The following is an 11,694-nucleotide window of genomic DNA, read 5'->3' as shown; positions in this document are numbered from 1 at the left end:
GCCGCCCGCCACGCGAGCCCGGCGGCCTCCGCGGTGGCGGGCGCGTCGGCGAGCGGGCCGAGCAGCACACGGAGTCCGGCGTCGACGCCGCGGAGCCGGGCGGCGAGGACGCCGTCGGGTGAGGACGTGGACCAGGCGTACCGCATGTGCTCGGCCACCATCGCCGGGCTGACGCTGTAGAAGGCCGAGGTCACGACGTCCGCGCCCGCCCGGCCGAGCGGCGCGGCCCGCAGCGGGAAGTACGACGGCCAGCGGGTGGCGGTGTCGAAGCCGAGCCCCGCCACCTCTGCGGCGACCTCGGGCGCGTAGTAGAGCACCGCGTGCACGGGCTCCAGGACCTGCCAGTTCCCGCGCACCAGGGGCGTGGGGACGGTGGTCGTCAGGACGGACATCGCGAGCTCCCCTCGTCGAACTAGTCACTGACAAGACTGGCGCACGGCGGGTAACTTGTCAATGACTAGTTCGGCGCGTCGAGGCCGTAGGCGAAGGTCCACGCCCTGCCCAGATCGTCGGCGGCGAACGGGCGGAACAGGTCCCGGTGGAGCGCGCGGGCGGCCGCCTCGTCCGGGCCGTCGAGGATGGTGATGGCCCGGAGCAGGTACCCGGCCTCGCGGAACGCCGCGGGGACCGTCCGGCCGCGCGCGTACGCCCCGCCCAGGCGACGCACCTCGACCACGGACGGGACCGGAGCGGACGGGCCCGTCAGGCCCGGGATCGCCCGCAACCCGTCGCCGTCGAGCGTGCGGAGCAGGCGGGCGTCGCCCGCGTAGGGCTCGGGCTCGGTCGGGTCGTGGTGGATCGTGTGCGACTCCGCCACCGGGAGCCACCCGAGCCGCTCGTGGAGCACCGGCCCCAGTTCGCGCAAGGGGCCGACGAGACCGGCGACGTCGACGGTGGCGGCGATCGTGATCATCGCGACGTGCCGGCCGCGGAACGGCGGGGGCATGGCCGGGTCGTCGGGGAAGGGCACGAGCGAGATCCCGGTCGTCACCTCCTCCGGCAGGGCGGCGCTCCAGGCGGCCCAGCCGTCGAGCACGGCAGGTGTGACCTCGACGGCGAGTGAGCCGCCCCAGACCTCGGTGAGCTCGACGAGCCCGATCTCGACGGCGGTGACGACGGTGCCGTCCGTCGGGAGGTGGTCGAGCTCGACCGCCTCGCCGGAGGTGGTGACGCCCTCGACCCGGCCGACCTGGTCGGCGGCGAACCCGAAGGTGCGGCCGAGCAGGCCGAACCCGCCGCCGAGCAGATAGCCGACGACCCCGACGCCGGGGGAGCTGCCGCTGAGCGGTGCGAGACCGTGCTGCGTTGCTGCGCCGACGACGTCGCCCCACGTCGCCCCCGCCTCGACGCGGGCGCGGCGGGCCGCCGGGTCCACCGTGACCGTGCGCATCCGACGGGTGCTGATCAGCAGTCCGCCGTCGAGCGGGGTGGCGAGGCCGTGCCCGCTGGACTGGACGGCGAGGTCGAGCCCGCGCTCGCGGGCATGGATCACGGCGGCACGGACGTCGGCCGGGTCCGCGGCGACGACCACGAGGTCCGGACGGTGCGCGCGGGCGGCCTGGAACCCGCGTCGCTCGGTGTCGTAGCCGGGGTCGCCGGGGTGGAGAACGGTGCCGGAGAGGGTGCTGGTCGAAGTCATGGCTCCACCCTCGGCCGACGCCAGTCAGAAGTCCAAGAGATGGATCGTCTCGCAGCTAGCATGGCTGCTTATGGAGCTCCGTCACCTGCAGTACCTGGTCGCGGTGGTCGAGGAAGGGACCGTGACGGCCGCGGCCGCCCGCCTGCACGTCGCCCAGCCCGGGGTGAGCGCTCAGCTCAGGCAGCTGGAACGCGAGCTCGGTGAGCCGCTGCTGACCCGGACCTCCCGTGGGGTCACGCCGACGGCCGCGGGGGAGGCCGTGCTGCCCTACGCCCGGGCGGCGCTCGCGGCGGTCGAGGGGGCCCAGCTGGCCGTCGACGAGCTGAAAGGCCTGGTCCGCGGGCGGGTGGCGGTCGGGATGGCGCCGTCGCTGGCCGCGACCGACCTGCCGGACCTGCTCGCGGAGTTCCGCCGGGCGCACCCCGCGGTCGAGATCTCGCTGCGCGAGGGGACCTCGGAGGCGCTGCTCGCGCAGCTGGTCGCGGGGGAGGTGGACCTGGTGTGGGCGGGCGTCGCGGGTGATCCGCCGCCGGGCGTCGCGACGCGGACGATCACCGAGCAGCCGTTGGTCGCCGTCGGGCTCGACGTCGACGAGGTGGGGCTGGAGGAGCTGCTCCACCGACCCCTGATGTGCATGTCGCCGGGGACGGGGCCGCGCGGCGCCTTCGACGCGGCGTGCGCGTCGGCGGGCGTGCGCCCGTCCGTCGCGTTCGAGGCGGGGGACCCGCTGCTGCTCGCGCGGCTGTCCGCCCGCGGGCTGGGGGTCGCGGTGCTGCCGGCGAGCGCGATCCGCGCGGTGGGGCTCGACGTCGGGGTCGCGCGGCTGGTGCCGGAGGTGCGGAGCCGGATCGAGCTGGCCTGGCGGGCGGACGGTCCCAACGGGCCTGCGGCGCGGGCCCTCATCGCCGCGGCGCGGGCCCGGAGCTGACCTCCGCGAGTCGGCAGCCACGGGTCACCGAACGACACATCCCGGGAGCAACGGAGATGTGCAACTCGGTCGCCCGACACTGCCGACTCGCGGTGCTGGACAGCGCGACTCGCGGGTCAGGGCGTGGGCGCGTAGGTGCGGACCGCTTCCGCGACCGCGGCGCGGCGGGCGATCCGGACGGCGGTGTCGAGGGGGCGGAGGGCCTCGCGACGGGCGGTGGCGGCGGAGGCCGAGAGGGCGCCTCCGGGCTCGTCGGCGGAGGCGGCGGCGAGGATCGCCTCCACTTCGTCCGCCTGCTGCAGCACCCGCAGCGCGCGCCCCGGCATCCCGGCGGGCCAGTGCGTGGCCGGCCGGGCACGCAGGGCGGCGGCGATCTCCTCGCGCACCCCGGGCCGGTGCCGGGCGACCCCGAGGTCGGTGAGGAGCGACGTCGACTCCCGGACCTGCGCTCGCAGCTCGTGCTCGGCCTCCGCCAGCGGCACGTACTCCGCGGGCGGCACCGGGGCCGGGACGGTGTGCACGGTCCAGCGCAGGACGCCGTCGGCGATCGGGCTCGGCACCACGCCCAGCCCCGCCTCGCCGTACAGCACGCCTTCACCGGCGGCGATGGCGGCGGAGGTGAAGGAGCCGGGCCCGGGCAGGCCGCGGATGTCGCCGGCCACCGGGAGCACCAGCCGGCCGGCGCCGCGCGGGGCCCGGCGCAGCGCGGCGAGCAGGAAGGTCAGCGACGAGACGGGCGCGCCCGGGGCGGGGAGGTCCGTGGCGGCGGCGGTGGCCTCGTCGGCGGCGACGACGTCGTGCGCCTCGGCCCAGGGGGTGAGCGCGTCGAGCACGTCGTCCGGCGCGGCGGACCCGGCCAGCCAGGCCGAGGACCACACCGCGAAGGTGGCGGAGGAGCGGGGCACGAACGCCAGGCTAACCACGGGCGACGGGAACCCGGCCTCTGCCGTGCGGGTGACGCTGCGTGACGTTCGGTGAACGGCCGCCGGTCGGCCGCACGGGTGATGCGCTCTTCGGGCGCCCCTCCGCGTGTCGTCGGCGAACCGGTGTGTCCCTTGGGATACAACCCGGACATGCCCGCACCCCGCACGCACGACTACCGCGGCGCGTTCGGCGCCGACGGGACCCGGGTCCGCACGCGGAAGGAGGTCCCGGAGGTCCCCGCCGAACCCGGTCTGGTGGTGGAGGACCCGGCGAGCGGCTTCTGTGGCGCGGTGGTGAAGATCGACGTCCGCGAGGTCACCCTCGAGGACCGGTTCGGCGCGCGTCGCGTGTTCCCCCTGCGCCCCGCGGCCTTCCTGTTCGAGGGCCGCCCGGCCACCCTCGTGAAGCCCGCGGCCGCGCCGGCGGGGCCGGTCCGCTCGGCGTCGGGCTCGGTCCGGGTGGGGAACCTGAAGGCGCGCACCGCCCGTGCGGCCCGCATCTGGGTCGAGGGCATCCACGACGCCGCGCTGCTCGAGACGGTCTGGGGTCACGACCTGCGGGTGGAGGGCGTGGTCGTGGAGCCGCTGCACGGCGTGCACGACCTTGCCGCCGCCGTCCGCGAGTTCGGTCCGGCCCCGCACCGCCGGCTCGGGATCCTCGTCGACCACCTCGTGGCCGGGAGCATGGAGACCCGCCAGGCCGCCGCCGTCATGAACGATCTGGCTGCCGGGCCGAACGTCCTGGTCACCGGCCACCCGTTCGTCGACGTCTGGGAGGCGGTCAAGCCGCAGGCCGTCGGGATCCGGGCGTGGCCGACGATCCCGCGCGGCACCGACTGGAAGACCGGCGTGTGCAAGGCGCTGCGCTGGGGCGAGCCCGCCGACGGCGCCCGCCGCGTGCTCGGCGCCGTGAAGTCCTTCCGCGACCTCGACTCCTCGCTGATCGGCGCCGTCGAGCAGCTGATCGACTTCGTGACCCAGGAGGGCTGACCCCGACCGTTGTGCGACCGAAATGATCATTTCGGCCACCCCGGTCCGTGATCTCTGCCATCCTGGGGCCATGGTTCCGCTGATCTGGCTGATCGCCGGGATCGCCCTGCTCGCCGGCGAGATGCTGGCGGGGGAGTTCGTGCTGCTGATGCTCGGCGGCGGCGCGCTCGTCGCGGCGGGGGGCTCGGCGCTGTTCGGCCTGGGCTGGCTGGGCAGCACGCTGCTGTTCGCGATCTCCTCGGTGCTGCTGATCGCGGGGGTGCGGCCGGTGCTGCGGCGCAAGGCGCAGAAGTCGGTGGAGGGCTACGTGCACCACACCGACAAGATCGTCGGGGGGCCGGCGGTGGTGTCCCGGCGGGTCGACGGGCACGGCGGCCGGGTGCGGATCGGGCCGGACGAGTGGTCCGCCCGCTCCTTCGACGGCGAGCAGGTCATGGAGCCCGGCGACCGGGTGACGGTGGTGCGCATCGAGGGCGCCACCGTGCTCGTGCTCGCCGAGTAGACGGGGGAAGGGACATGGACACGGTGAACGTCGGACTGCTCGTCGTGGTCGTGCTGATCGTGATCTTCGTGATCATCACGCTGACGAAGGCGGTGCAGATCATCCCGCAGGCCACGGCCGCGGTCGTCGAGCGCCTCGGCCGGTACAAGACCACGCAGGACCCGGGGCTCGCCTTCCTGGTCCCCTTCGTCGACCGGATCCGGGAGCGGATCGACCTGCGCGAGCAGGTCGTGTCCTTCCCGCCGCAGCCGGTGATCACGCAGGACAACCTCACGGTGAACATCGACACCGTCGTCTACTTCCGGGTCAACGACCCGAAGTCCGCGGTGTACGAGATCTCGAACTACATCACCGGCGTCGAGCAGATCACGACCACGACGCTCCGCAACGTCGTCGGCGGGATGACGCTGGAGGAGACGCTCACCTCCCGGGACCAGATCAACAGCGTGCTGCGCGGCGAGCTGGACGACGCGACCGGCCGCTGGGGCATCCGGGTCGAGCGCGTGGAGATCAAGGCCATCGACCCGCCGCCGTCGATCCAGGAGTCGATGGAGCGGCAGATGAAGGCGGACCGCGAGAAGCGGGCCATGATCCTCACCGCCGAGGGCCAGCGCGAGTCGGCGATCCGCAGTGCAGAGGGCCAGAAGCAGAGCCAGATCCTCACCGCGGAGGGCGCCAAGCAGGCGGCGATCCTCAACGCCGAGGCCGAGCGGCAGTCCCGGATCCTGCGGGCGCAGGGTGAGCGGGCGGCGCAGTACCTGCGGGCGCAGGGTGAGGCGAAGGCGATCGAGAAGCGGTTCGCCGCGATCAAGGCCGGCCGCCCGACGCCGGAGCTGCTCGCCTACCAGTACCTGCAGACACTGCCGCAGATGGCGGCGGGTGAGGCGAACAAGGTGTGGCTGGTGCCGTCGGACTTCGGCAAGGCGCTCGAGGGCTTCACCAAGATGCTCGGCGCGCCCGGCGAGGACGGTGTCTTCAAGTACACCCCGTCGCCCGACGACGGCGTCCGCTCGGCCCCCGAGGAGGACGAGGAATCCGTCAAGGACTGGTTCGACACCACCGGGGACCCCGAGATCGCGCGGCAGGTCGCGGCGGCCACGGCCGAGGCGACCCAGCACGTGCCGGCGATCGGGGAGGAGGCGCCACCCGCCCTGGGCACGGGGGAGCTCCCGCCCAACGGCATCCCCGCCCGCGGCGACTGGTCCGAGGAGGCCCCGCCCCGCTAGCTAGCCGCCCTGGCCGAGAGTGAAACCGAACGGGAGCTCCAGGCGGTGCCGCTCCAGCAGGGCTCGGTCCGCCAGGAGCTCCCGGGTGGGTCCGTCGGCCACGACCACCCCGTCGTCGAGCACCACGCTGCGGGGGCAGAGCTGCAACGCGTAGGGCAGGTCGTGGGTGACCATCAGCATGGTCCGGCCCAGCCCGAGCAGCACCTCCGCGAGCTCGCGGCGGGCGACCGGGTCGAGGTTCGACGAGGGCTCGTCGAGCACCAGGATCTCGGGGTCGCAGGCCAGGACGGTGGCCAGCGCGACCCGGCGGCGCTGACCGCCGGAGAGGTGGAGCGGCGAGCGGTCGGCCTGCTCCTCCATTCCGACCGCCGCGAGCGCCTGGTCGACCCGCTCGGCCAGCGCCGGCCCGCTCAGCCCGAAGTTGGCCGGCCCGAAGGCGACGTCCTCGCGGACCGACGGCATGAAGAGCTGGTCGTCGGGGTCCTGGAAGACGATCCCGACCCGGCGGCGGATCTCCTGCACGTGCTCCTTGGTCACGGGCAGCCCGCCCACCTCGACGGTGCCCTCGCCGGGCGCGAGGATCCCGTTGAGATGGAGCACCAGGGTGGTCTTGCCGGCGCCGTTCGGGCCGAGCAGGGCGACCCGCTCGCCCGGCTCGATCCGCAGGTCCACGCCGTGCAACGCCTGGTGGCCGTCCGGGTAGGCGAACAGCAGGTCCCGGACGAGGAGGGACGGCGGCGCGGGGGTCACGTCGGCGGCCGCGCCCAGCGGGTCGGCCCGGGTCATGTGATCACCCATCCGGTCACGGCCAGCGCCGCGGCGACGGCCACCGGCGCCAGCCCGGCGGCCCAGTCCCGCCGGGTCGTGCGGTTCTCGGTGAGGACCGGCATGGCGCCCGTCCAGCCGCGGGACAACATCGCGAGGTGCACCCGCTCGCCGCGCTCGTAGGAACGCACGAACAGCGCGCCGACGCCGCGGGCCGTCGCCCCGGCCTGCCAGAGGAAGCGTGGGTCGTGCCCGCGGGCGACCCGGGCCAGCCGCATCCGCCGGGCCTCCCCGGCGATCACGTCGACGTACCGGAGCATGAGCGTGGCGATCGTGGTGACCAGGGCGGGGGCGCGCAGCCGCTGCAGCCCCACGAGCAGGTCCCGCATCGGCGTGGTGGCGGCGAGCGTGAGCGAGGTGAGGACGCCGAGCGTGCCCTTGATCAGGATGTTCCACGCGCCGAGCAGCCCGGGTTCGGAGAGCGACATCCCGAGCCACTGGATCCGCGGGTCCGGCCCCGTGATCGGCAGCAGCACGGCGAGCACCACGAACGGCAGCTCGATCACCGAGCGGCGCAGGATCCAGCCCACCGGGATGCGGGCCGCGAGCCAGACGCCGAGGAGCAGCACGAGGTAGCCCGCGAAGACCGGGAAGGCCTCGCGCGGGGTCGCGACCACGCACACCACGCCGAGGAACGCGGCGACGATCTTCACCTGCGGCGGGAGCCGGTGGACGGGGGAGTCGCGATGCAGGTGCAGCGGGTGGGCGTGTCCCGCGCCCACGTCAGTCGTCCTCCGGCTCGGCCGACCGCGCGGACCGGGCCGGGGAGCGCCGGGCCAGCACCCGGAACAGCGCGAAGGCCACGCCGAGGGTCACCAGCACGCCCACGACGCCCGCGATCCCGACCGTGCCGTCGCCGCCGAACACCGAGTAGTCCGCCAGCGGCGAGCCCGAGGTCGCGTGCTCGCCGGCGTTCTGCGCGATGCACGTGCCGTCGAGCTGCTCGCCGCCCCGGGTCTCGGTGACCTGGCAGCCGTGCAGCGCGACCGTGTCCAGCCCGTCCGGGCTGGAGCTGGCGAAGTAGGAGAGCCCGCCCGCGACGAGCAGGGCGACCACCAGGAAGCCGAGGAGGAACCCGCGTCGCCCGTTCACGCCGCACCCCCCGCCGCCGGGGTGGCCGGCGCGGACCTGCGGACCAGCGGCGTCGCCGTGCCCCGCAGCAGGTACACGAGGTCCGGACGCACGGCCGCGACGGCGCCGACGGTCGCGGCGGTGATCACGCCCTCGCCGACGCCGATCAGCGCGTGCAGGCCGACCATCAGCGCGAACACGGTGCCGAGCCCGGCCCCGCCGCTGCCGCCGATCGCGTACTCGAGGACGAAGCCCAGGGACGCGAGCACCGTGTTGACGAAGGCGGCGACGAACGCCGTGGCGACCAGGCCGCCGCGGCTGCGGCGGGCGACCCGGCGCAGGAGCACGGCCACGCCGTAGCCGGTGAAGACGCCGATGAGCGCCATGTTCGTGATGTTGGTGCCCAGCGCGGTGAGCCCGCCGTCGGCGAACAGCAGCGCCTGGACGAGCAGCACGATCGCGATGCACACCGTGCCCACCCACGGGCCGACGAGGATCGCGACGAGCGCGCCGCCGAGCAGGTGGCCGCTGGCGCCGGGCAGGATCGGGAAGTTGATCATCTGCACGGCGAACACGAACGCGGTGACCAGCCCGGCCATCGGTGCGGTGCGCTCGTCGAGGTCCGCGCGGGCGCGGACGAGGCAGAGCACGAGGCCGACGACGGCCACGGCCCCGAAGACGAGCGAGGTCGGGGCGTTCACCAGCCCGTCGCTCATGTGCATGGCGGTGACCATGGAGGCCTCCCGGGTGCCGAGGGGAGCGCCGGACACGGCGCCGCCCCCATCTCAACGCGTCGGCGAGGCAATCGCAAACAATGTGCGGGAGCGAGACCGGTGCGACTGTCCGGTCGGAGGGGGCGGCCCGTCCGACGGGCGGGTCCGGTCGGGTCGGTTCGCGGGCGGCAGGTGGGGCCGGGCCGGTGGGTCAGGCCGCGGCGACTGCCCGCTCGCGCTCCCGCTCCTCGCGCTTCTCCGAGCGCGAGGCCAACACCGACAGGCCGGACCGCCGCAGGGCGCCCACGGGCGCGAGCACCGCACCGACCAGCCGGTCGAGCGCGCGGACCTCGTAGGCCGGGGAGTCGCCGAGCTCGGCGACGATCGCCGTGTGCTCCCCGCGGACCCGCTCGGCGTAGCCCGGCTGGCGCGGGCCGCCGCTGATCCGCACGGCCGCGAGCGGCTCGGGGCGGCCGAGGAAGTCCCCGTGGTGCAGCAGGCGCAGCCAGCAGTCCAGGTCGAGCAGCTCGTCCCGCCGGCCTCGCCAGCCGCCCGCCGCGGTGAAGCTCTCCCGCCGGAACGTGACGTTGCACGCGTCGCCGATCAGGTTGCTGCGGCTGCGCACGATCTTGCGGGCCACCTCGTCGCCGCTGCGCGTGCCGATCAGCCCGTTCAGCCCACGGCGGGGGACCAGCACCCGGCTCTTGTCGTCGACGACGTGCCGGCGGGCCGCGACGAGCGTGAGGCCCGGGTCGTCGAGCAGCGGCTGGATCTGCAGCTCGAGACACCGCGGGTGCAGGATGTCGCCGTCCGTGATCGTCTTCACGAGCGGCGACCGGCTCAGCGCGACGGCCCGGTTGCGGGCCTCGGCCCGGGGGAGCCGCTCACCCGTCCGCTCCACCCGGATGCGCGGGTCGGCGAAGGACCGCATGATCTCGTGGGTCGCGTCGGTGCTGGCGTTGTCGAACAGCACGAGCTCGAACTCGGGCTCCGTCTGTTCGAGGACCGAACCGATCGTCTCGGCCAGGTGGCGCTCGCCGTCCGTGACGGCCGCGGCCACGGACACGGCGGCCTGGTAGCCGCCCGGGAAGCCGGCCGCGGTCACCGGGCGCCCGGTTCCCGCTGCTCCGCCGCGCGGGCGTGGCGGTCCGTGCTGTCCATGGGCCGGCACTCTACCGAGCACACGGGACGGCCCCGGTCGGCGGGCCGATCGCACCGTCCGTAAGGTTCGCGTCGTGGACCCGGAGCAGTCGAGCGCCCGCGGAGTGACCGGAGCGCGCTCGTCCGGGACCCGAACGGGGGGCGCCGCGAGCGGTGTGCGCGCGGTCGGGGGAACGCCCCGTCACGTAACGCACCGACGAGGCCGACAGATAAGCCAAGCGATGACGGAGTACCGGGTGAGATCTCGACCTGCAGAAGTCGGGCGCCGAAGCGTCAACGCGACAGCACACGAGGTGCGACGAGGGGGAGACTGCGATGCAGCGCAGTGATCGGCGCAGGGTTGAGCGCAGTGACGATCCGACCGTGTCCGTGGTGGTGCCCACTCGGAACGAGGCCCGCAACCTCCAGGTGGTGCTGCCCGCGATCGCGGCCGTGCGGCCCGCGGTGCACGAGGTGATCGTCGTCGACGGCAACTCGGTCGACGGCACGGTGGAGACCGCGCGGCGGGTGCTGCCGTGGGTGCGGATCGTCGAGCAGACGCGCAAGGGCAAGGGCAATGCGATGGCGTGCGGGTTCGCCGCCGCCACCGGCGACATCATCGTGATGTTCGACGCCGACGGCTCGGCCGACCCGGCGGAGATCCCGGCGTTCGTGGCGGCGCTGAAGGCGGGTGCCGACTTCGCGAAGGGCAGCCGTTTCACGCGCGGCGGCGGCAGCGACGACATCACGCTGCTGCGGCGGACGGGCAACGCGGGGCTCAACGGCGTGGCCAACGCGCTGTTCGGCACGCGGCACTCGGACCTCTGCTACGGCTACAACGCCTTCTGGGCCGACCTGTTGCCCCTGCTGGAGCTGCCGGCGGTGGACGCTCCCGCACCGGACGACGGGTCGATGCTCTGGGGCGACGGCTTCGAGATCGAGACCGTGCTGGCCTGCCGGGTCGCCGCGGCCGAGCTGCGGGTCACCGAGGTGCCCTCCTACGAGCGCGAGCGCCTCTTCGGCGACACGAACCTGCGGACCTTCGCCGACGGCACGCGGGTCCTGCGCACCCTGGCCGCCGAGCGGCGGCGGGCCAACCAGCGGCGCGGGGAGCCACCGGCGGTGGCGGCTCCGGTCGCGGCGCGGTACGGCACGCCCCTCGACAGCCCGGTGAGCGGCCCGGTGAGCGGCGCCCCGCTGAACGGTGCCGTGAACGGAGCGGTCAACGGCACCGTCACCGGGCACGCGCAGAACGGGCACGCGCCGTCGAACGGCCACGGCGGACAGAACGGGCACGCCGTCCACAACGGACACGCGAACGGCAACGGCCACACGAGCGGCCACACGAGCGGCCACCCGAGCGGCCACGCCAACGGGCACGGGAACGGCCGCCCGCTCGGGACCGCCGACACCCTGCCGGTGCCCCCGACGACCGAGCCCGTCGAGCCCGTCGAGGCGGCCCCGGCCGTGCCGCCATCGCCGCCCGCGGCGACCGCCCCGCCGCGCCCGTCGCCGCGTCCGGCCAACCGTCCGGCGGCCGGGACCGACCGTCCCGCGCCCCAACGCGCCACGGCGCAGCGTGAGGCGCTCGACGCGCGTTACGCCCTCGAGGAGGAGGCCTCCTGAGGGGGCGCCTCCTGCGGATCACCGGCGCCCGGCATACTCCTGACGGGCGCCGGGGTCCGTCCGGCGCCGGACGGTGTGCCGCGGTCCCGCCGCGCGGGCCGGTGCGCCGCG

The 11,694-nt window shown here is 74.8% G+C and carries 12 protein-coding genes and 1 pseudogene; 5 read left to right on the top strand and 8 right to left on the bottom strand.

The genetic code is table 11. From position 1 onward, the window contains the following. Together AB0B41_RS29625 and AB0B41_RS29620 are read right to left on the bottom strand one after the other, a co-directional pair. Nucleotides 1–392, bottom strand: a pseudogene (locus AB0B41_RS29625) (MarR family transcriptional regulator); the annotation flags it as partial. 65 nt (nucleotides 393–457) lie between these two features. Next, nucleotides 458–1,639, bottom strand: a complete 1,182-nt coding sequence (locus tag AB0B41_RS29620; protein WP_358209103.1) for an FAD-binding protein — start codon at nucleotides 1,637–1,639, stop codon at nucleotides 458–460. 70 nt (nucleotides 1,640–1,709) lie between these two features. Between AB0B41_RS29620 and AB0B41_RS29615 the strand changes: the two genes are divergently transcribed. Beyond that, nucleotides 1,710–2,567, top strand: coding sequence for a LysR family transcriptional regulator (locus tag AB0B41_RS29615; protein WP_358209101.1), 858 nt, complete (start codon nucleotides 1,710–1,712; stop codon nucleotides 2,565–2,567). Between the two features lie 116 nt (nucleotides 2,568–2,683). Here AB0B41_RS29615 and AB0B41_RS29610 read toward each other — a convergent pair whose 3' ends face one another. Next, nucleotides 2,684–3,472 carry a hypothetical protein gene (locus tag AB0B41_RS29610; RefSeq protein WP_358209099.1) on the bottom strand — a complete coding sequence of 263 codons (789 nt, stop codon included), beginning with the start codon at nucleotides 3,470–3,472 and terminating at the stop codon, nucleotides 2,684–2,686. 168 nt (nucleotides 3,473–3,640) lie between these two features. Between AB0B41_RS29610 and AB0B41_RS29605 the strand changes: the two genes are divergently transcribed. The 3 genes from AB0B41_RS29605 to AB0B41_RS29595 all read left to right on the top strand — a co-directional run bounded on the left by AB0B41_RS29605 (nucleotide 3,641) and on the right by AB0B41_RS29595 (nucleotide 6,208). Then, entirely contained in the window at nucleotides 3,641–4,480 is an 840-nt protein-coding gene (locus AB0B41_RS29605) for a DUF3097 domain-containing protein (RefSeq protein WP_358209097.1), read from the top strand. A gap of 70 nt (nucleotides 4,481–4,550) precedes the next feature. After that, a complete protein-coding gene (locus tag AB0B41_RS29600; protein WP_358209095.1) occupies nucleotides 4,551–4,982 on the top strand; it encodes an NfeD family protein in 432 nt (143 codons plus the stop codon). A 14-nt stretch (nucleotides 4,983–4,996) separates the two neighbouring features. Continuing rightward, the gene (locus AB0B41_RS29595; RefSeq protein WP_358209093.1) at nucleotides 4,997–6,208 is read left to right on the top strand and encodes an SPFH domain-containing protein; all 1,212 of its coding nucleotides are present in this window, start codon (nucleotides 4,997–4,999) and stop codon (nucleotides 6,206–6,208) included. On the opposite strand, the gene AB0B41_RS29590 is transcribed toward AB0B41_RS29595, so the two are convergent. The 5 genes from AB0B41_RS29590 to AB0B41_RS29570 all read right to left on the bottom strand — a co-directional run bounded on the left by AB0B41_RS29590 (nucleotide 6,209) and on the right by AB0B41_RS29570 (nucleotide 9,922). Further along, a complete protein-coding gene (locus tag AB0B41_RS29590; RefSeq protein ID WP_358209091.1) occupies nucleotides 6,209–6,994 on the bottom strand; it encodes an ABC transporter ATP-binding protein in 786 nt (261 codons plus the stop codon). It abuts the gene before it with no gap. Beyond that, complete coding sequence (gene cbiQ, locus AB0B41_RS29585; RefSeq protein ID WP_358209089.1) at nucleotides 6,991–7,755, bottom strand: cobalt ECF transporter T component CbiQ; 765 nt, start codon at nucleotides 7,753–7,755, stop codon at nucleotides 6,991–6,993. The genes AB0B41_RS29590 and cbiQ overlap by 4 nt, the downstream gene beginning before the upstream one ends. Nucleotide 7,756: 1 nt before the next feature. After that, entirely contained in the window at nucleotides 7,757–8,125 is a 369-nt protein-coding gene (locus AB0B41_RS29580) for a PDGLE domain-containing protein (protein WP_358209087.1), read from the bottom strand. Further along, entirely contained in the window at nucleotides 8,122–8,838 is a 717-nt protein-coding gene (locus AB0B41_RS29575; RefSeq protein ID WP_358209105.1) for an energy-coupling factor ABC transporter permease, read from the bottom strand. Before AB0B41_RS29575 ends, AB0B41_RS29580 begins: the two co-directional genes overlap by 4 nt. Nucleotides 8,839–9,028: 190 nt before the next feature. Continuing rightward, nucleotides 9,029–9,922 (bottom strand): glycosyltransferase family 2 protein, encoded by an 894-nt coding sequence (locus AB0B41_RS29570; protein ID WP_358209085.1) that lies wholly within the window; start codon nucleotides 9,920–9,922, stop codon nucleotides 9,029–9,031. 419 nt (nucleotides 9,923–10,341) lie between these two features. On the opposite strand from AB0B41_RS29570, the gene AB0B41_RS29565 reads away from it, so the two are divergent. Next, entirely contained in the window at nucleotides 10,342–11,583 is a 1,242-nt protein-coding gene (locus AB0B41_RS29565) for a glycosyltransferase (RefSeq protein WP_358209083.1), read from the top strand. Nucleotides 11,584–11,694 lie beyond the last annotated feature (111 nt).

This window comes from Pseudonocardia sp. NPDC049154 (genome assembly GCF_040648315.1).
Classification (GTDB): Bacteria; Actinomycetota; Actinomycetes; order Mycobacteriales; family Pseudonocardiaceae; genus Pseudonocardia.
This window is presented reverse-complemented; position numbering and strand designations above follow the sequence as displayed.